Genomic DNA, 21766 nt, shown 5'->3' on the forward strand with positions numbered 1-21766 from the left:
ATTACCTAATTTAGTTTAATTTAGAAGATATAGATAGGTAAACTCCACAACGATAATTAAAAGTTTTTATTCTCAAATAATGGGTAACTATAAATATGGTTGGTAAAAAAATTAAGGGGAATCGTTCATGAAAATTACACCTGAGCAAAGAATTGAACTCCATGGCTTCAATAATCTTACTAAATCATTAAGTTTTAATATGTATGACATTTGTTATACGAAAACGAAAGAGGAACGTGAAGCATACTTAGAATACATTGATGAACAATACAATGCGGAAAGACTCTCTAGCATATTGAAGAATGTATCGGATTTAATTGGAGCTCATGTTTTGAATACAGCCAAACAGGATTACATACCACAGGGAGCAAGCGTGACGATGCTTATTTCTGAGGGGCCCGTCGTAGAAGTACCCACCGATACCTATAAGGAAACGCCTGGACCTTTGCCGAACAATGTTGTCATGCAACTGGATAAGAGCCACATTACGGTTCATACATATCCTGAGTTTCATCCCAATGAGGGAATCAGCACATTCAGGGCTGATATTGACGTATCTACGTGTGGGGAAATTTCTCCATTAAAAGCACTCAATTACCTGATTCATTCTTTTGACACCGATATCATCACGATAGATTATCGGGTTCGAGGATTTACCAGAGATACAAATGGTCGCAAATTGTTCATCGATCATGATATAAATTCCATTCAAAATTATATCCCTGATGAAGTAAAGGGATTATACGATATGATAGATGTGAATGTGTACCAAGAGAATATCTTTCATACTAAATGTAAACTGAAAAGATTCGAGCTAAACAATTATCTATTTGGTTATTCAGAAGAAAAACTAAAACCAGCTGAACGTGATGAAATTATCGAAAGGCTTCAAACGGAAATGGATGAAATTTTTTACGGGGCAAATGTTCCGGTACCCAAGTAAGACTAGCACCTTGGATAAGAATAACTTGTTAACTTTACAATAGTAATTGAAGCCAAAACGGCTGCCGGCAAAAGTCAGATTTCAAGGACTTTTGCGGCAGCTGTTTTCTTTTTCGCATATTCAATGGTAAACGCGATGAATGGAGGGATAAAGCTGATAAGAGTAATGCCGAGCAATGAGAGGAATAAATGACTACCTACCCATGTAAGGTTGCCGAGTAGGTAACCCGCACATACCCAAGTGATCGTCCAGACCATCGCTCCGACCATATTATGTCCGATAAATCGTTTGAACGAATAGCGTGTGAACCCACTAATGAAAGGTAAGGTTGTGCTAAGTAAAGGAACGAATCGGGAGAACATAATCGCATATTTTCCATAACTGGTTAAAAATCGATGGGTCTTTTCAATAGATTTATTTGGGATGTACTTAAATACTGAGTATTTTTTTTCTTTCTTCGTGGATTTCCCAATCAGGTTCCCGATAAAATAATTCTGGGCGTCCCCCGCAACAGTTGCAAGGAAGAAAAGGAACAAAAGTGTAGGGAAACTCAAGTGTCCAATCGCAGCAATGGTACCGCTGGCAAACAAAGTCGCATCTCCAGGCAGGAAAGTCAGAACAATATAAGCCGTCTTCGCGAAAATGATGATGAATAAAATGACATAAATTTGTTTACCGAAAACAGTGATATATTGAGTCAGATCCGTATCGATCGATTGAGTAAAATGTAAAAGATTATGCAAATTAATGCACCCTCCTTTATGAGAATAAAAAATTCTAGAATGTAGTTTGATAAAAATAATTCCAAAGACGGATAAAAAGATAAAGGAAAAAGCCAGATTTACACCCTTAGTAATATTACATATTATATTATGCCAAGTAAATGGTTTATAACTGGGAATATGGGGATGAATTAAGTATTAAAATGTAATGTGAGGCGAAAAATGTTTGTATAGGAGTATAGGACTTCAAGGATGGTCCTACATTGTTGGATATTCTGTGATTGTAGCAAAATCTTAAGTATACAAATCTTGGGGATAATAAGTAGTCCTTCAACCACCTCTCCTTTGCTAATGTTTATTATTCGGATTAACTGTTCTTTCAAATACACCATGAATGCTGTTACGTTACTCAAAGGTAAACTAGTTTTAGTGAATTTATATTATATGTATATAGAGATTTGCACTAAGAATTTCCTGATAGACCGTTAATGAGAAATGGGTAGCGAATACCCACTTTAGCTCTGAACGGATAAGTTTTTTAAATTCACGGGCTTTATTAGCTCTTACATGAAACAGTGGAAAGAAACGGTTTGCATGGATTTAAAGAATACCACCCATTTAGCATAATCCAGTCAAACGTATCATCTTACCATTTATATGGAGTTACCGAATGTTGTTTTATCTTTGATGACATGGTCTTTTTAAATTATTAATTTTAATGCCTCTCTTTCAATGTGTAGTGACCATATACACGAGAAATAATGGAACAGATACGTAGTAATTGTTGCTATTTTAAAAAGCAAGGGGAATACAGAAAAACTTCGGTAATATCTTATTTTTATGCTAGAGCTTCGACACAATCTTTTACAAACGGATTCATAAGGAAGATCTTATTTCTAAAATTTGTCTTTTTAGTGTACTTATTCAACAGAAATTAGGTATTCTATTTCTGTATTTGTACTCTCATTTTCTTAAATTAGGTTCTAAAGACTTTTATGTGAGTAATTTACATAATATTTAAAGTGAATAAAACTTAATCTTATAAACATTAATCTGAATCTAGAAAACACTTATTGACATATCGTGTTGAGAGGTGGTATTTTTAACACTATATAAGTTCTTTATAAAGAACACTTAATTAAGATAAAATATAGACATGTAGATTATTGCCGATAAAAGTCATCAATAAGATGAAGAATATAGCTCTCATAATATATTCTTTTAAAGTTTAAATTTATTAAATTAAATATCTTGCAACTAAATAAAAAGTTTTTCGGTTACCTGGAGTTATCTAATTGTTCTTAATTAAGAATACTCATAATGATTACAAAAATGGCAATTTGGTGATGTCTCCTAACCAATATTAATGGAGGCACTCGACCATACTGTGGGTTGAAAAACCTTAGACGCGAGTCGTCAAGAGTGTGGTGAGAGGAGGGGTTAAATGCCCCATATTCTTGAAAAGTATAAACATATGTAGTTTCTTCAGAGACTACATATGTTTATACTTTTCAAATTCGAGAATGTAGATAGTTTATATAAAGAAGGGGGTTTTTTGATGAATTATAAATTACGACTGTCTTTACTTAATATAATTGATTCTTTAATTATATTAGTAGCAATCCTCTTAAGTCATTACCTTCTAGTGTCCGAAACACCTTCTAGTGGAGAACATATAATAATAGGTTTGATTTTTTTAGCTTGTTATCACCTTTTTTCTTTCAAATTCCAGCTAAACAAAAAGTCTTGGGAATATGCGAGTGTTAAGGATATAATCATTATTTTTAAAACGGTAACAGTTTCAACAGCGGTAACTATATGCATACAGCTCTTGTTCTTAAATACCATTGAAATAAGATTTCTTGCTATATCTTGGTTACTTTTCTTCCTATTCATTGGTGGATCAAGACTTTGTTGGAGAATTTATCGGGACTCTTACTTGTTGAAGGACTCAAGTAAAAAGCGCACTTTAATAATAGGAGCTGGATCAGCTGGAAGGATGGTAGCTAGACAACTTTTAAAAAATAATTCTGTAGACTTAATACCCGTTGCCTATATTGATGATGATATAAACAAACAGAAGCGCGATATTTTAGGTATACCTGTTATTGGGGCAACGAAAAAAATTGAGTATTATGTCAAATCTTTAAATATAGAGCATATTATCATTGCGATTCCTTCATTAGATAAACAAGCATTAAATTTAATTTTTCAAGAATGCGCTAAAACTGAGGCAAAAACACAAATTCTTCCGATGTTAGAAGATTTATTAACAGGAAAACTATCCATTAATAAATTTCGTGATGTCTCTGTTGAGGATTTGCTAGGTAGAGATCCAGTACAATTAAATATGGATTCTATCTCTGAATATGTCACTAATAAGGTCATCTTAGTAACTGGTGCGGGGGGGTCGATTGGATCAGAAATTTGTCGTCAATTAGTACACTTCAAGCCTAAGCAATTAATATTATTAGGACACGGAGAAAATAGTATCTACACGATTGAAATGGAATTAAAGGAGAAATATATACATACAAATATTGAATTCTTTACAGAAATTGCAGATATACAGGATGAAAAAAAGATATTATCGGTCATGGGAGATTATAAACCCGATGTCGTCTATCACGCAGCTGCTCATAAGCATGTACCTTTAATGGAGAAAAATCCTGAAGAAGCCGTTAAAAATAATTTGATTGGTACAAGAAATGTAGCTAAAGCCTCCAGCTGGCATGGAGTTCAAACATTTGTGATGATATCGAGTGATAAAGCAGTTAATCCGACAAGTGTAATGGGAGCGACGAAAAGATTGGCAGAAATGCTTATTCAGAATATGGATAAAGAAAATGATACAAAATTTGTTGCTGTGCGCTTTGGTAATGTGTTAGGTAGCCGTGGTAGTGTCATTCCATTGTTCACAAAGCAAATTGAAAAAGGGGGGCCATTAACCATTACCCACCCTGATATGGTTCGATATTTTATGACGATACCTGAAGCATCAAGACTCGTCCTTCAAGCCGGGGCCTTTGCTCAAGGGGGGGAAATCTTTGTGCTAGATATGGGACAACCAGTCAAAATTGTTGAATTAGCTGAGAAATTAATATTGCTATCAGGTCATACTATTGAGGAAATTGGAATTGAATTTACTGGGATAAGACCCGGTGAAAAGCTATTTGAAGAATTGCTAAGTCAAGATGAAGTTCACGAGAAACAAATTTATCCAAATATTTACGTTGGAAAGACTAGAAAACTATTTAAAATGGAGATTGAGAACATTATTGAAAATTATGCTAATCTCGATAAAGAGACGTTAAAGTTGGAACTAATTAATACAGCTAATCTTAACACTGTTTCACAACCTGTTATGTCTGCCTCAAGTTAAAGGACCTTATAATATGAAATTTGTAATATTCCCTGAATTAGGTCATGGAACAAGGGTTTAACCTGATATAAAAGCAATGCGATAATGATGATGTTTTAATTCAAATAATAAAAGATGGGTGACAATACTATATGAATAGTTCTGAAGATGTACTACAGAAAAAATTTAAAGAGGTTTTGTTTAATACCTATAAATTAAGTACCGAAGTAGAAAACATAAGTATCAATAACTTAATAGAAGAAATTAAACAGCAATTAATAATTGTAACAGATAGGAAGTAATAAATTTGGAAGTGATGACATGAAAAGACTGTTTGATATAGTAATATCATCATTATTAATTATGGTATTAAGTCCTATTCTTTTATTTATTGCAACTTTGGTAAGAATAAAAATGGGCTCCCCTATACTGTTTAAACAGAAACGCCCTGGTTTACATGAAAAACCTTTTTACTTATATAAGTTTCGTTCTATGAAAGAAATCAAAGACCAACAAGGAAACTTATTACCTGACCATTTACGTCTATATGCTTTTGGGAAATTCCTACGAAAATACAGTCTAGATGAACTTCCACAATTAATTAATGTAGTAAAAGGTGATCTTAGTTTAGTAGGACCACGACCATTATTAATGGAGTATCTTCCTTTGTATACTGAAGAACAATCAAAGAGACATCTAGTGAAACCAGGAATAACAGGGTGGGCACAAGTTAACGGAAGAAACGGTATATCATGGGAAGATAAATTCAAACTTGATGTATGGTATGTTAACCATCAATCCTACTTACTTGATATAAAAATACTATGGTTCACGATAATTAAAGTTATTCAATCAGATGGAGTTAATCAATCCGTAGATGTTACAATGGATGAATTTAAAGGAACTAATATAAATGATGTTAAAGAACATATATAAAAATTGTATTGGCTTAACAGAGGATTTATAGGTGGTCCATCTATTGGAAAGGTGATGAAATGGATAAAATGTTAAATACGACATTTGAAAAAAAAATCTTACTTTCTTCTCCCCATATGAGCGGAGAAGAAAGTAAATATATTAATGAAGCTTTCGAATCAAATTGGATTGCACCATTAGGCCCGAATGTAGATGCTTTTGAAAAGAGAATAGCTAGTTTTGTAGGGGTCAAAGGAGCAGTAGCTGTGAGTTCAGGAACTGCAGCAATTCATTTGGCCCTTTCTTTATTAGATATACAAAGAGAAGATGTCGTATTTTGTTCAAGTCTAACCTTTGTTGCAAGTGCAAATCCTATACTATATCAAGGGGCAGAACCTGTATTTATAGATTCAGAACCTGATACGTGGAATATGTCACCATCTGCCTTAGAGGAAGCATTTAAAGATGCTGAGAAAAGTAATAAGCTTCCTAAAGCAGTTATTATTGTGAATCTATATGGTCAGCCTGCTAGGTTCGATGAACTGGTATCCATTTGCAATGAATATCAGGTCCCTATTATAGAAGATGCAGCTGAGTCCCTTGGTTCAGTGTATAAAGGAAAAGCAAGTGGTACTTTTGGAGAATTTGGAATATTTTCTTTTAATGGTAACAAAATTATCACGACATCAGGTGGAGGAATGCTAATTTCCAATAATTTAGAAGCGCTAAAAAAATCGAGATTTCTAGCCACACAGGCAAGGGACCCTGCCCCTTATTATCAACATAGCACACTCGGCTATAACTACCGCTTAAGTAATATTTTAGCTGGTATTGGAAGAAGTCAATTAGAGGTGTTAAATGAAAGGGTCAGTAAGAGAAGGGAAATCTTCCAAACCTATCAACGAGAATTATCACAACTACCAGGTGTATCTTTTATGCCAGAATTAGAGAACACCATCTCAAATAGATGGCTTACCGCATTGACAATTAATGAAAAGGTAGCTGGAGTGACATCTCAAGAATTATTAACGGCCTTAGAAAAAGAAAATATCGAAGCTAGACCAGTATGGAAGCCACTACACCTTCAGCCACTCTTTAATAACTCTAAATACTACTCTCATACTCATGAGAGTATTTCAGAACAGCTATTCAAGAAAGGATTATGTTTACCATCAGGATCCAATATGCCTATTGAAGATCAAATGAAGGTGATTTCAACTATAAAAAATAAGATGGAATAATGAATTCTTATTAAAAAGTATTTCAAAGGGGATATAAAATATTTCAATTTATATTACAAAGAAGTTAAAAGAGGTATTCGGATGATTGGGAAAAATATAGCTGAAATCAGGAAAAGAAGAGGGTATACACTATCAGAACTAGCGAAAATGTCAAAAATATCAAAGTCTTATCTAAGTAATATCGAACGAAATATTAATAAAAATCCGTCATTGGAAGTAATGAAAAAAATTGCAACAGTATTAAAAGTAGATCTTCTTACATTACTGAAAAATGGTTCGGAAGAAGACAAGCATCTGCATATCGAAAAAGAATGGCTTGGTTTCTTAAACGATCTAAAGGAGCTAGGAGTAGAAAAGAATCAGCTTCAAGAATACAAAACTTTAATGGAATTTATAAAATGGAAAAATGAAAATTCAAAACATAAATGATATTAGAAATAAAACAAGCTTCGAAAGCTATTTGGAATGGTGATAATAATGAATAAGTATATTGTCTTTATATTGAGTGTACTTTGTATAGTTATATTGTTTTTGGGAAATCAACATTGGAAGAATATGAGTGAAAAAGCTGGCATAGAAGGAAAAATCGCAACAGAGAAAAACTTAAAAAAGGAACTAGAGGACAAAAACAATTTAATTAATAGTTTAAATCCTAAGAATAATAAAACACAATCAATGATTGATTTTTTACATTATCGAGCCCTTACACAAGAAAAGGTTATTGTTTCTATCTTAGGAAGTAACGGGACAGCAGGAACCGGTATAAGTAATCGTTCTAATGGCTGGCCAGAAATTTTAAAGAATGCTATACAATCAGAAAATGAGGATTTAGAATCCTTAGTATTAATTAATCATGGATATGAAGGATATTCAACATCTGATTTTTTAAAAGGGAAGAAAATTGACTTAGTCATTAAGGATCAGCCAGATTTAGTGATTTTCGAAAATGCACAAATTTCTAACCACTATCAATCAATCGAAATTTCAAGAACAGAAAATGATTTAGAAAATATAATGATTAAACTACAAAAGAAACTTCCAAACTCGAAGATAATAATCATTTCATCAAACCCAGTTGCTAATAGTAAGAATAAAAATAATATAGGTCTAAATTATCTAGATTATATAAAAGAATCAAAAAAGGTAATTAGTAAAAATAACTGGACCTATATTGATAGCATAGAAGGAATCAATAAACAATTAAAGAAAGAAAATATCTTACTAGTAGATATATTAGCAAAAGATCAAACCAGCCTTAACGATAAAGGTAATGTATTATGGTTTAATGCTTTATATGAACATTTTAAATGAAATACTAAATTTAATCAGATTATAAATCCTTAGGACAATTTTATTGGAGGTTTACATGGGGGAAACAGTTAGTATTAAAGAAATTTATATCTTTTTAAAAAAACGTTGGAAGCTAGTAATGTTAACGACATTGTTGGCAGTATTGATTAGTGGAAGCGTTACTTATTTTATTTTAACACCTGTATATCAGGCATCTACGCAAATCCTAGTAAATCAAAAAAATGCAGAGAATCCGATTGATGTTACTCAATTGCAAAGTAACATTGATTTGATAAATACCTACAGCGTAATTATAAAAAGTCCAGCCATATTGGAAAAAACCATAGAAAACCTTGAACTTACTCAAAGTGTGGAGGAACTCAATCGAAGAATTACAATTAACAGCCAAGAGAATTCACAGGTTTTTTCTTTGACAGTTGAAGATAGTAATGCAAATAAGGCGGTCGAGATTGCAAATAATGTGTCTGAAACGTTCCAAAAGGAAATCAAAGGTATTATGAATGTAGATAACGTGAACATCCTTGCGAAAGCCGAATATAAAGATTCCCCCATTCCTTCTAAACCAAAACCTTTACTGAATATTGCCATTGCAATCGTGATTGGAATGTTAGTTGGAATGGCTTGGGCTCTATTATTAGAATACTCAGACAGTACATTAAAGGACGATCAGGATATTGAATCATACCTTGGACTTCCCGTACTGGGCTCTATTCAAAAAATTCCACAAAAAAAAATTCCACAATGAATATGAGAGGTGAAACTTTTGACTCAAAAGTTGAAAAATAAAGGGAAAGTGGATGTTCATTTAATCGCCCATAGTGATCCTAAGTTATCTGTTTCTGAACAATATCGGTCTATAAGGACAAATATACAGTACTCATCAGTGGATAAACAAATAAAATCAATAATGATAACATCGCCTGAAGCCTCTGATGGAAAATCCACAACAGCAGCTAATTTGGCGATTGTCCTTGCACAACAGGGAGAATCAGTATTACTTGTTGATGCTGACTTAAGGAGACCTACTGTTCATTATTCTTTTAATATTAGCAATTTACTTGGGTTAACTAGTGTACTGACGAAGAAAATGAGCTTAGAGCAGGTCGTCTCTAGAACATCTATTCCAAATTTGAGCATTTTAACGAGTGGTCCCATTCCACCTAACCCTTCAGAATTACTAGATTCAAAAGCAATGGTAAAAATGATGAAAGAAATGCAAGATATGTTCGAATACGTTGTATTTGATACACCACCTGTTCTAGCTGTTACAGACCCTCAAATTATAGCAAATAAATGCGATGGAGTTGTAATTGTTGTGTCAAGTGGGAAAACCCATAAAGATGAAGCATTGAAAGCAAAAGACTTGCTAATAAAAGCTCAAGCAAAATTGCTAGGTGTGGTAGTTAATAGAGTCGAAGTCAGTAAAAATGAGTATTACAGCCCGATATAATTAGCAGGCTCAAGTAGTTGAAACTATTGTTTTTTTAATCCTCTAATAAAAAGGAGCATGATGGTTTGATTGATATGCATTGTCACATTATACCAAATGTTGATGACGGACCCCATGAGCTTTTAATGAGTTTAGAAATGGCAAATACTGCAGTAAAAGCTGGTATAACCCATCTATTTGCTACGCCACATCATATGAATGGGAGATATGACAATACTAAGACTGATATCTTAGAGCATGTTCATATGTTCAACAAACATTTACAGCTGAATAATGTTCCGCTTACAGTCCATCCAGGACAAGAAATAAGGATTCATCGAGAATTATTTCTTTCTCTTGAACACGATGAATTACTAACTTTGGGTAATAGGGGGAAATTTATATTATTAGAACTCCCTTCTGATCAAGTTCCTAGTTACACTCAGAATATGGTCTATGAATTGTTATTGAAAGGAATTACCCCAATAATTGTACATCCAGAAAGAAATAGAGGATTTATAGAGAATCAAAATCTCTTGTTTAATTTAGTCCAAGAGGGAGCATTGTCCCAACTTACATCCGGCAGTATCAATGGGCAGTTTGGAAAAAAAGTAAAATCCTTTTCGGAAATGATTATCGAACATAACTTGGCTCATTTTATAGCTACTGATGCGCATAATATTGATAACAGAGGATTTTCCCTACAAGAAGCTTATGAATCAATCAGAAAAAAGTATGGAATCAACCAAACATTTTTTTTAAAGAAAAATGCTGAACTTCTTATGCGAAATCAAAATATTATTATAGAGAATCCAGTTAAAATAAGAAAAAAGATTTTAGGGATTTTTTAAATTATATAGAGCTGTGCCAATCATTCTGATAATATCTGAGGAGCTCTAGGCTCCTTATATTTTTAGGTTTTCCGGCCTTTATTAGTCAGTAAAAGGATAATCAAACTTTATTTTTTAATCTAATCAAGAATGGTGTAATTTGAATATCAAAATATCATACCTTCTGTGAAACCTTGGAATAAGCATAAACATTAACCGGATTACTTAAGCTTCATAATGGGGAGTGATATAAATGAAAATTTTATATGTTACCACAATATCAAATACTATTAATTCTTTTTTAATTCCACATATAAGGCTTTTGATTGAACAAGGACATGAGGTTGATATTGCCTGTAATAAGGAAATGGACTTAGAAGAAGAGTTAATTTATTTAGGGTGCAATATACATTTAATTGAATTTCAAAGAACACCTTTAAAAAAAGAAAATATAATTTCTTATAAAAAAATTAAAAAGCTTGTTATTGATGAGGCGTATGATCTAATTCACACTCATACTCCTGTAGCTTCTTTTGTGACGAGATTAGCTTGTCGAAATATCGAAAATGTAAAGATTCTATACACGGCTCATGGGTTTCATTTTTATAAAGGAGCCCCTATTAAAAATTGGATATTATTTTATTTGATGGAAAAAACCGCTGCAAAGTGGACTGATGGAATCATTACTATAAATAATGAGGATTTTAAACTATCGAAAAAATTCAATATAAGGAAGAATGGCCAAGTTTTTTTAATTCCCGGTATAGGAGTTGATACCTCTCAGTTTAAATCCTTAACTCTGGAAGAAAAGAAAAAGTTAAGAAGTGAGTTTGGGTATAAAGAAGATGATTTTTTATTAATATATGCAGCTGAACTAAACAGAAATAAAAACCAAGAATTTCTGATTAAAAACGTGGCACTGTTAAAGAAATCTTATCCAAATATTAAACTACTCCTTGCAGGTGATGGAGAATTAAAGAAAGTTTATGAAAAATATATAGATATGTTAAATGTAAGGGATAATGTGAACCTTTTGGGTTACAGAAGCGATTTAGCTAAAATAGTACCTATGTGTGATGTAGGAGTATCTGCTAGTTTAAGAGAAGGACTTGGCATAAACATAATTGAGTATATGTCGTGTGAATTGCCTGTTGTTGCATCTGAAAACAGAGGGCATAAGGAAATAATAAAAAATGGGGAAAATGGCTTTTTGTTTAAAATGGATAACTCGAATTATTTTAATAAGTTGATAGAAAATCTGTATATAGATAGTTCATTAATAGAAAAATTAGGAGCAAATGCAGTGGATAGTATTGATAAATTCTCGATTGAAAATTCAAAGAAGGTTATGGGAGAGATATATAGTTTATACACAATAAATGAGGATGATCTTTATAAGGAGAAAAAAATGATTGTTGATTAAGTTTGAGTATCCTAATCCAGCCTAGTCTTCTCATTAATTAGGGAAATGTGAGTTTCATATTTTAAGTGTCATTAAATGATTTTATTTTTCTCGGTAATTATTCGTATCCATTCTATTTCTGTTTTTTTCCTGTATTAATTTCCAGACATAGTGTTTTAAGAAACTTTTAATGAGGTGAGTGATTATGCTCAAGGTTAGCATTATTGTCCCTATTTATAATGCTGAAAAATATCTTAGTCAATGTGTAGAAAGCCTAGTATGTCAAACATACACTAATATTGAAATAATCTTAATTAATGATGGTTCAACAGATAATTCCAGCACTATATGTGAAATGTTTGCTCAGAATGATAATAGGATCAGAACGATACATCAACAAAACAAAGGGTTATCAGGAGCAAGAAACGCAGGTATTGAAGTCTCCTCGGGGGATTTTATCATGTTTGTTGATAGTGATGACTGGATTGAATCAAATACATGTGAAGAAGCAGTTAAATATAGTCAAACATTTAATGCTGATATTGTTTTTTGGTCTTACACCAGAGAATATAGTGATACAGCTTTAGTAAAAAAAGTGATTAACACCAAAAATGATGTTGAAATTTTTAATAAAAGTGAAGTTAAATTTAAGCTCCATAGAAGAATAATGGGGTTAATTGAAGACGAAATGAGATATCCTGAAAACATGGATTCTTTGGTTACAGCGTGGTCAAAATTATATAGAAGGAACATATTAAAAAACAACGAAATTGAGTTCATTGATACAAGAATAATTGGAACAGAAGATGCTTTATTTAATTTGTATGCGTTTGGTTTCTGTGAAAGAGCTGTATATATCAATAAAGAATTATATCATTATCGAAAAACCAACCTAAATTCTATTACTAAAGTTCAACAAGCTGACCTATATGAAAAATGGAAAAATTTATTTATATATATGAAAAGGTATATAGAAATTAACAGCTTGGAAGAAATTTATACAACTGCTTTGAATAATCGCATTTGCTTAAGTATTGTTGGCTTAGGACTAAATATTTTAAACAGTAATCATAGTACCCGTAATCGCATAACTCTTTTATCAGACATATTAAATGATGAGTTATATACAAGTGCCTATGCGAATTTAAAACTTAAGCACTTTGATCTTAAGTGGCGAATATTTTTCTTCCTGGCTAAATATAAGAAAATTTCGCTATTATATCTGATGCTTGTTTCTATAAGTTTTATTTTAAACAAAAGAAACAAGTTAAAATCCATTGAAAATGGTTCAATTAAAAATATTTCCATTTCGGATGAGGGGATATAAGTTACAATGCTATAACCTAAAAGTCCAACTGTTCAATATGGTTAGAAATAAAGTTACTCATTATGGGGTGGAAATTTTTGGTCTTGGTGTGGGCGATTTTTTTTATCGAAGTTTTTGTATTAACACTATTAAAACCCTTAATAACTGACTTTGAATCTGCAACTCTATATTTAATCGCATTTAATGTCATATTTGTATTTATTAGCTTCATTAAATATAGGAAGGGTATACGAGAATTATTATTTGCTGCTTTTGTTTTGCGACTATTAACAATGTTTTGGGACGTTTATGCAAGGAACATTTATTTATTACCACATAGTGGAAATGACTCCGAGGGTTTTTTAATATCAGCTAGCCATATTTCTAATGATCTAAGTTTACTTAAAACTGATATGTATGGGGGTTTATATACTAAGGCATTAGGGGTTTTATTTTATATTACGGAACCTGAAAGGTTACTGGGACAGTATATAAATGTATTGTTAGGAGTATCCATTATAGTTTTTTTGTACAAAATTCTATCACTTTTAGAAATAAATAAAAAAACTAAAGAACTATCAATAACTTTACTTTGTTTTTTTCCACAAGCCATTATTTTTTCAGGGATTTTACTTAGAGAAAATATAATAAGTTTCCTTGTGGTCATTTCCTTTTATTTTTTTATAAAGTGGTATAAGTATGGAAAAAAATTCAATGGGCCCCTCTCAATTATCTTCTTAGCTATAGCCAGTATTTTTCATTCGGGAGTAATTGGCATCCTTGTTGGATACATTTTTATGTTTATGTTCTCTAAACAAGGAGAAAACAAGCTTACTTTTAATCGAAATACAATTGTAATCTTTTTCTTATTTACTTTTGCCTCACTATTCTCATATACACAATTAAATGAATTTTTATTTAGTAAGTTTAATAGTATCCAAGAGGTTAATGATTTATATGATTCAGTAAATGATCGAATTGGCAGCTCTACATACCTTGTAGGTCTTAATGTCGACTCCATATGGAAGCTGATATTTTTTTCCCCTATCAAAATGTTTTATTTTTTGACGTCCCCTTTACCTATGGATTGGCGGGGACTTAGCGATATTATATCATTTTTTTTGGATGGTCTAATTTACCTTGGAATAATGATGTATTGTGCCTTCCATATTAATAAATGGAAAAAAGGCCATCCTCTCATTATAGGTGTACTTGTCATGTTGCTTGCAGTAGTTTTTATATTTGGGATGGGTGTTGCGAATGCTGGTACAGCGATACGTCATAGACATAAAATTTATCCAATCATTATTATTATTTTTGCATTGGTCAACCATAGTAAAAAAAGTAGGCTTCAAAGTAAGGAAATCAAGGAAAAAGGGGAAAAGTCAGTAATTGATATATAATATTTTATCAATTACCAATATGTAGAAACAAGAGGTAGTAGAGGGGTAAAGTCAAATGAAGAAAGCAGTAATATTTCTAATGTTACTAACCTTGACTTCTAAATTGCTTGGGTTTTTAAGGGATATTACCCTTTCGTATTTTTTTGGAGCCTCAAATGTTAGTGACGCGTATTTAATAGCGCTCACCATTCCAGATAGTATATTTTCTTTTATCATAACGGGAATAGCTACAGGCTTTATACCACTTTATAGTCGAATTAACAAAGAAGGAAATGATCAGGTTGCGAATAAGTTCGTCAGTAACCTTATCGGTTTCATCCTTCTTCTTTGTACTTTCATAGCATTTATTAGTCTAATGTTTACGGAACCAATCGTAAAATTATTCGCTTCTGGGTTTGATAGAGAATCAATGGACTTAGCTGTTTTTTTTATGAGAATTAGCATATTTGGAATTTACTTTACAGGGTTGATTACAATATTTAATGGTTATTTACAGGTGAATAATAGTTTTATCATTTCCGCTCTCTCAGGAATACCATTGAATTTGATTATTATATTTTCCATAGCTTTGAGTGCGAATAACAATGTAACCATACTTGCTATTGGAAGTGTTATTGCGGTATTCATTCAATTAATATTTCTACTTCCCTCTGTATTCAAAAAAGGGTTTAAATATCATTTTATTTTAGACAGGCATGATGAGGATTTAAAGCAAATGCTATTTCTGTCTCTTCCCATAATCATAGGAGTATCAGTAAATCAAATTAACGTCCTTATTGATAAAACAATTGCATCCCATGTAGCTTTAGGGGGGATATCTGCACTTACCTATGCAGAACGTCTTAACTTATTTATACAGGGATCATTTGTAATGTCCATTATTACAGTAATGTATCCCTCCATTTCTAAATTGGCAGCGCAGAATGATTTGGAAAGATTAAAGAAAACTGTTTCAAATGTTATCAGCAGTATTAACATTTTGGTTATTCCTATAACAATAGGAACATTAGCACTTTCTAAACCAATCGTATTATTCCTATTTGGAAGAGGAGCCTTTGATGCTGCAGCAGTATCCATGACTTCCGATGCTCTATTTTTTTATTCAATAGGCATGTTGGGATTTGGATTAAGGGAGGTACTATCTCGGGTTTTTTATGCTTTTCAAGATACAAGAATACCAATGAACAACGCGATATTTGCAACGGTAATAAACATTTTATTAAGTGTATTATTATCCAAATATTTGGGTATCGGCGGATTAGCATTGGCAACCAGTATTGCGGGCATTTTAAGCAGCATCTTATTATTTATTAAGTTAAAAAGTAGAATAGGCTCGTTTGGAATTAAAAACATCTTTATCACATTTTTGAAAATTTCATTATCTTCAATTTTTATGGGGATAGTTGTAAAAACGACGTACGAAATATTAATAGACCAATTTAATTCGACACTAACATTATTATTGTGTATCATGCTAGGAATATTCGTATACTTATTTATCATAATATTCACAAAAGTTGAAGAAGTAGACATTATTATAATCGAATTAAAGAAAAGGTGGAAGGGGTTTTTCCAGAGATAAATAGGTGTGTAATCATGGGAATCACTCTTTACTACTTTGATAATAATTTATTTTATAATCAATGAAGTTTCATTTAGTTAGATTAAAAGTAAATCGTAGTCTATGAGAAGGAAGGAAGTAAGAATGAGTGAATTTACTGTTTTATTTACTAGTAGTGGTCGTAGAGTCAGTTTAATTAAGCATTTTAAAGAGGTGTTCAAAAAAATAAGTCTAAATGGAAAAATAATTACAGCGGATTGTAAAAGGACATCCCCTGCAGGGTTTATTGCTGATATTCATGTAATAGTACCGCATGTCATGTCAGAAAATTATATCACTACTTTATTAAGTATTTGTCAAAAACACAATGTTTCTTTAATTGTACCTCTTATTGATATTGAACTTGAGATTTTGTCCCTCCATAAAAATCTTTTTGAAGAAATAGGTGTAACCGTATTGGTAAGTTCGCCTGCTGTAAATGAAATTTGCTTAAATAAGCGTAAAACTTCTAAATTTTTCATTGAAGCCGGTTTTGATACGCCAAAAGAATATAATATTAATGAAATAATTAATCAAGGTAATGCAAATTACCCTCTATTAATTAAACCAGCTTCAGGTAGTTCAAGTATTGGGGTTTATAAAATCTATAATAAAAAAGAACTTGAATTCTTCTCTGAATATTTGGATGATCCTATTTTACAAGAATTAATAGTTGGGGAAGAGTACACAATTGATGTACTAGTAGACTTTAAAGGAAATGTGATTACAGCTGTTCCAAGGCTCCGTATGGAAACGAGAGCAGGCGAGGTGAGTAAAGGTATGACCGTACGGAACCATTTACTGATTGAAAAAACCACAGAGATGGTATCTAAGCTTCATGGATTAATTGGCTGTATAACTGTCCAATGTTTCTTAACTGAAAATAGAGAGGTGAAGTTTATCGAAATTAACCCTCGGTTTGGTGGAGGGTTTCCGTTATCTTTGGAAGCTGGTGCAGATTTCCCTCGATATTTAATTGAAAGTCTATTAGGCATAGAATCGAATTTGAATGTTGATAACTGGAGAGAAGGACTTGTAATGTTAAGGTATGACGAGTCTATTTTCGTGGATAGGGAAGAGATTGAATGATTAAAGCTATTATTTTTGATATGGATGATACTCTTTATGAAGAGAGAGAATATGTGCTTAGCGGATTTTTTGCAATTGATAATTATCTGAATCAAATCAATATTGATGGATTTTATAAAAAAGCAGTCAGGTTATTTGATAGGGGGGTTAGAGGTACTATTATTAATGACGTATTGGAATCCATGGGTATTTTATATTCCGAAAATTTCATTTTATTTCTAGTCGAATTATATAGAAATCATATACCTAAAATTACCTTGCTTGATGATGCGAAAGTGGTAATTGAAACACTAAGACCTAAGTATAAACTTGGATTACTAACAGATGGTTACATTAAAACCCAACAAAATAAAGTCAAGGCATTAGGTGTTGATGGTTATTTCGATATAATGATATATTCAGATTCCTTTGGTCGGGAACATTGGAAGCCTAGTCCTACCCCTTATTTAGAACTAATGAAAAAGTTTCAGTGTGAAGGTCCAGAATTAATATATATAGGGGATAATCCAATGAAAGATTTTATTACTGCTAAAAAATTAGATTGGATGACTGTAAAAATAGAGAGAGAAACAGGCGAATATAAAGATACACTAATATCTGAAGAATATAAAGCGGATTATACCATTAATACACTTTACGAGTTGTTAGAGCTGCTATAAATAAGTAATAGTACTTAGTCGGAGGATTTCAAGATAAATGTCGAGTTGACTTTTTCATTCATTTCTCAATCTAGCTAAAGATATCATTTAAAAATTGAAATTATAAGAAATTCTTATTGGATAATTAGATATATAAAATATATTTAACTCTATTATGCGAAGGAGCAAATATGACTTTAACTTACCCGCAAATCAAAGAATGTATCGAAGACCTTGGATCATCATTTTATCTATTTAATGTTAATAGATTAAGAGATAATTATCAAAAAATTAATGAATCTTTTAAAAGTAGGTATCAAAAATTCATAATTGGTTATTCATATAAAACTAATTATTTACCACATTTATGTAAAGAAATGTTACTGTTAGGGGCATACGCTGAGGTGGTGTCTAGATTGGAGTATGATTTAGCCATAAAAATAGGTGTCCCTCCTAAAAAGATAATATTTAATGGGCCCTTAAAGACTGAAGAGGATATTGAAACTGCTATAAATAATGAAAGCATTTTAAATATTGATTCGCTTTATGAAATTGATTATGTAGTAGATTTCTGTCTAAAAAATCAATTCAAACAGGTTAATGTTGGTTTGAGATTAAATTTTGATATTTCTAATGATGGAGTGAGTACAATACAAGAAGGCTTTGAACGAAGTCGATTCGGAATCTGTGTTTCAAACGGAGATTTAGAATATGCAGTAAATAAATTTAAAGAATTAGAAAATGCTAATATTGTGGGTTTACATGGCCATTTTTCTACAAGCGACCGAAAGGTGGAAACGTATAAAAATATAACAAAAAGATTATGTGAAATTGCTAAACAATATATTGGTGACACATTAGAGTATATTGATATTGGGGGAGGTATATATGGAGAATTGCCTTCCTCATTTAAGTTAAATACCCCTACCTTCGATGATTATGCTGAAGCAGTTTGTGGAATCATGAATGATGAATATGGAAAAAAAGAAATTACCCCTTATTTAATTTTAGAACCTGGAAATTCCATAGTCGCCAATACCTTTGATTTTATTGCGAAAGTTATTGAGATTAAAAGAATTCAAGATCAATATTTCGTTTTAATAGATGGAAGTGTACACAACGTTAAGCCTACTATGCATAAAAGGAATCTTCCCATGAGAATAATTAGACAAGAGTCTAAGGTGAATCCACATGTAACTTATAATATTGTTGGTTATACATGTATGGAGAAGGATTACTTAGCTTATGACATCGATGGGGAATTGCCTATGAAAGGCGATTATATAGTTTTTGAAAATGTTGGAGCATACACGATTGTTTTTAACCCACCCTTTATTAAAGAAAGGCCAGGCATTGTTGCATATGACGATGATGATTTTTTCGTAGTACGTAAGAAAGAAAGTTTTAAGGAATTTTTTAATGAGGACCTATATGTATTTAAATAATTAGAATGAGAGGTATTTCAAAATGAATATATTAATATGCAGTGCAGGAAGAAGAGTGAAATTAGTAAAGTATTTTTTAGAAGAATTAAGTGAAATTAACGGAAATATAGTATTGACAGATTGTGATATGACTGCACCCACTTTACAATTTGTAAAAAATGCAGAAGTGGTTCCTCAAGTTTCTCATCCAAAGTATATAGAACATATTAGAGAATTATGTAATAAGCACGAAATAAGTGCGATATTGAGTTTGATAGATCCAGAATTAGGTGTTTTAGTGGAACATAAAGAAGAGTTTGATAAAGAAAATATAAAAATAATTATTTCAAATAAAGAGGTTGTGAATATTTGTTTTGATAAATACCTAACATATAAATTTTTAAAAGAACATGGGTTACCAGGCATTCCAACGTACATAGATATAAATGAAATATTATCTGCAATAGAAAGTAGTCAACTTTCATTTCCACTAATCATTAAGCCTAGAAGAGGAAGCGCAAGCACAGGAATATCAACAATAAACTCCATACAGGAACTTCATGCTACATGGAAAGAAAATGAAGAACTAATTGCACAACCATTCATGGTAGAAGAGGAATACGGAGTGGATTGTTACGTGGATTTATTAAGTAATAAAGTAACTAATATTTTTTGTAAAAGGAAAATAAAAATGAGAGCAGGTGAAACGGATAAATCAGTTGCTATTGCAGATAATGATTTGTTCGAATTAATTGAAAAATTAATAAATTACCTTAAACCTATTGGACCTATAGATATCGACTGTTTTAAAACGAAAAAGGGGTTTGTTATTTCAGAAATAAATCCGAGATTTGGTGGGGGTTATCCTCATGCGCATGAAATGGGGCAAAATTACGTTAAAAATATAATAAACAATTTAAAAGGCTTGGAGAATAAACCTTCAATAGGAAATTATTCTCCGGGATCGACAATGATAAAGTACGATGAAATCATGATTTTAAAATAATCAAATTAGTTCTTCAAACAATGAAAATGGAGGGAATACGATGTACGAAGTCATTTCATATTCAGATACAGAAAAGTGGAATCAAAAGTTAAATCGGATTAATAACAAAGATATTTTTTATAATCTTTCCTATTCAAACTTATATCAGAGTATGGGTGATGGGGATCCTTTTTTGTTTTATTATGAAGATACAGGAGGAAATAGAATATGCTATCCCTTTTTAAAAAGAAATATCAATTTATTACCTTTCCTTAAAGAAAAAGAAGTGAAATATGAAGCATTCGATATTATAACACCATCTTATGGATATGGTGGCCCTATATATGATGTAGGAGACATCAAAATGATTGAACAATTTAGAAAGGAATTTGATGAATTTTGTCTTGAAAACAATATTATTACTGAATTCATTCGATTTCATCCCTTATTACAAAACCATAAGCACCTGGACGCTTCATTAGATATTTCTTTCAGTAGGGAAACAATTTTCATTGATTTAAAAAAAAGTGAAGAAGAAATTCTTAATGGCTATCATAAAAACCATTATCGGAATGTTAAAAAGGCCATGAAAAACCAATTAGAATTTAAGGTTTTTAAAAATGAAGATGCTATTGAACTGGCTGATGAATTTTATATTTTATATAAAGAAACGATGGATAAGTTAAATGCAGCCGAGTATTCATACTTTTCCATACATTACTTAAAAAATCTCTTATCCGGCCTCAATAATCACTCTATGATTGGGGCTGTTTTCTTTGAAGGACAGATTATATGTGCTGCATTATGTCTATATGAGGGAGGTTCTCTACATTATCATCTCGGATGTTCCATGAGAAATTATTTAAATTTAGGTGGAAACACTTACCTACTTCATTGTATATCCATCTGGGGGAAGCAAAAGGGGTTACATAGTTTTCATTTAGGTGGTGGACATGTTGGGAGAGACTCTTTATTTCAATTCAAATACCGTTTTAATCAAGACGGGGCCATTCCTTTTTATACAGGTAAAAAAGTTCATAATATAATTAAATACAGGGAATATAGTACAGCGTGGGAAAAGTATTATTCTATTAAAATAACAAACGATTTCTTTCCCGTTTATCGTATAAAACCACCTAGTAACTTATTCATTTAGGAGGTAAATTA

At 31.7% G+C, this 21766-nt stretch carries 20 protein-coding genes; 19 read left to right on the plus strand and 1 reads right to left on the minus strand.

Going from position 1 to position 21766, the window contains the following annotated elements:
* Positions 1-127 precede the first annotated feature (127 nt).
* The gene (gene speD / locus ACIQXQ_RS18355; RefSeq protein ID WP_402959345.1) at positions 128-943 is read left to right on the plus strand and encodes an adenosylmethionine decarboxylase; all 816 of its coding nucleotides are present in this window, start codon (positions 128-130) and stop codon (positions 941-943) included.
* 74 nt (positions 944-1017) lie between these two features.
* On the opposite strand, the gene ACIQXQ_RS18360 is transcribed toward speD, so the two are convergent.
* On the minus strand, positions 1018-1686 hold the full coding sequence (locus ACIQXQ_RS18360) for a VTT domain-containing protein (RefSeq protein WP_402873077.1): 669 nt from the start codon (positions 1684-1686) through the stop codon (positions 1018-1020).
* Between the two features lie 1537 nt (positions 1687-3223).
* On the opposite strand from ACIQXQ_RS18360, the gene ACIQXQ_RS18365 reads away from it, so the two are divergent.
* The 18 genes from ACIQXQ_RS18365 (at position 3224) to ACIQXQ_RS18445 (ending at position 21755) form a co-directional block, all read left to right on the plus strand.
* Positions 3224-5047, plus strand: a complete 1824-nt coding sequence (locus ACIQXQ_RS18365) for a polysaccharide biosynthesis protein (protein ID WP_402959347.1) — start codon at positions 3224-3226, stop codon at positions 5045-5047.
* A 131-nt stretch (positions 5048-5178) separates the two neighbouring features.
* Positions 5179-5328, plus strand: a complete 150-nt coding sequence (locus tag ACIQXQ_RS20780) for a YwzD family small protein (RefSeq protein WP_483878347.1) — start codon at positions 5179-5181, stop codon at positions 5326-5328.
* Positions 5329-5347: 19 nt separating this feature from the next.
* Positions 5348-5962, plus strand: coding sequence for a sugar transferase (locus tag ACIQXQ_RS18370; RefSeq protein ID WP_402959349.1), 615 nt, complete (start codon positions 5348-5350; stop codon positions 5960-5962).
* 68 nt (positions 5963-6030) lie between these two features.
* Entirely contained in the window at positions 6031-7182 is a 1152-nt protein-coding gene (locus ACIQXQ_RS18375; protein ID WP_402959438.1) for an aminotransferase class I/II-fold pyridoxal phosphate-dependent enzyme, read from the plus strand.
* Between the two features lie 81 nt (positions 7183-7263).
* Positions 7264-7611, plus strand: coding sequence for a helix-turn-helix domain-containing protein (locus ACIQXQ_RS18380; protein ID WP_402959351.1), 348 nt, complete (start codon positions 7264-7266; stop codon positions 7609-7611).
* Positions 7612-7659: 48 nt separating this feature from the next.
* The gene (locus ACIQXQ_RS18385) at positions 7660-8493 is read left to right on the plus strand and encodes an SGNH/GDSL hydrolase family protein (protein ID WP_402959353.1); all 834 of its coding nucleotides are present in this window, start codon (positions 7660-7662) and stop codon (positions 8491-8493) included.
* A gap of 55 nt (positions 8494-8548) precedes the next feature.
* A complete protein-coding gene (locus tag ACIQXQ_RS18390) occupies positions 8549-9238 on the plus strand; it encodes a YveK family protein (protein ID WP_402959355.1) in 690 nt (229 codons plus the stop codon).
* Positions 9239-9256: 18 nt separating this feature from the next.
* On the plus strand, positions 9257-9943 hold the full coding sequence (locus tag ACIQXQ_RS18395) for a CpsD/CapB family tyrosine-protein kinase (RefSeq protein WP_402959357.1): 687 nt from the start codon (positions 9257-9259) through the stop codon (positions 9941-9943).
* 74 nt (positions 9944-10017) lie between these two features.
* Positions 10018-10773 carry a tyrosine-protein phosphatase gene (locus ACIQXQ_RS18400; RefSeq protein ID WP_402959440.1) on the plus strand — a complete coding sequence of 252 codons (756 nt, stop codon included), beginning with the start codon at positions 10018-10020 and terminating at the stop codon, positions 10771-10773.
* Between the two features lie 232 nt (positions 10774-11005).
* Positions 11006-12175, plus strand: a complete 1170-nt coding sequence (locus tag ACIQXQ_RS18405; RefSeq protein ID WP_402959359.1) for a glycosyltransferase family 4 protein — start codon at positions 11006-11008, stop codon at positions 12173-12175.
* A gap of 184 nt (positions 12176-12359) precedes the next feature.
* Positions 12360-13481 (plus strand): glycosyltransferase family 2 protein, encoded by a 1122-nt coding sequence (locus tag ACIQXQ_RS18410; RefSeq protein WP_402959361.1) that lies wholly within the window; start codon positions 12360-12362, stop codon positions 13479-13481.
* A gap of 77 nt (positions 13482-13558) precedes the next feature.
* Positions 13559-14863, plus strand: a complete 1305-nt coding sequence (locus ACIQXQ_RS18415) for a hypothetical protein (RefSeq protein WP_402959363.1) — start codon at positions 13559-13561, stop codon at positions 14861-14863.
* A 55-nt stretch (positions 14864-14918) separates the two neighbouring features.
* Positions 14919-16445, plus strand: coding sequence for a murein biosynthesis integral membrane protein MurJ (gene murJ / locus ACIQXQ_RS18420; protein WP_402959365.1), 1527 nt, complete (start codon positions 14919-14921; stop codon positions 16443-16445).
* 123 nt (positions 16446-16568) lie between these two features.
* Entirely contained in the window at positions 16569-17552 is a 984-nt protein-coding gene (locus tag ACIQXQ_RS18425; protein ID WP_402959367.1) for an ATP-grasp domain-containing protein, read from the plus strand.
* The gene (locus ACIQXQ_RS18430) at positions 17549-18211 is read left to right on the plus strand and encodes an HAD family hydrolase (RefSeq protein WP_402959369.1); all 663 of its coding nucleotides are present in this window, start codon (positions 17549-17551) and stop codon (positions 18209-18211) included. The genes ACIQXQ_RS18425 and ACIQXQ_RS18430 overlap by 4 nt, the downstream gene beginning before the upstream one ends.
* 170 nt (positions 18212-18381) lie before the next feature.
* Complete coding sequence (locus ACIQXQ_RS18435) at positions 18382-19635, plus strand: type III PLP-dependent enzyme domain-containing protein (RefSeq protein ID WP_402959371.1); 1254 nt, start codon at positions 18382-18384, stop codon at positions 19633-19635.
* A gap of 22 nt (positions 19636-19657) precedes the next feature.
* Positions 19658-20620, plus strand: coding sequence for an ATP-grasp domain-containing protein (locus ACIQXQ_RS18440; RefSeq protein WP_402959373.1), 963 nt, complete (start codon positions 19658-19660; stop codon positions 20618-20620).
* Between the two features lie 40 nt (positions 20621-20660).
* Complete coding sequence (locus ACIQXQ_RS18445; RefSeq protein WP_402959375.1) at positions 20661-21755, plus strand: GNAT family N-acetyltransferase; 1095 nt, start codon at positions 20661-20663, stop codon at positions 21753-21755.
* The last annotated feature ends 11 nt before the right edge of the window (positions 21756-21766 follow it).

The organism is Peribacillus sp. NPDC097198 (genome assembly GCF_044762055.1).
Classification (GTDB): domain Bacteria; phylum Bacillota; class Bacilli; order Bacillales; family DSM-1321; genus Peribacillus.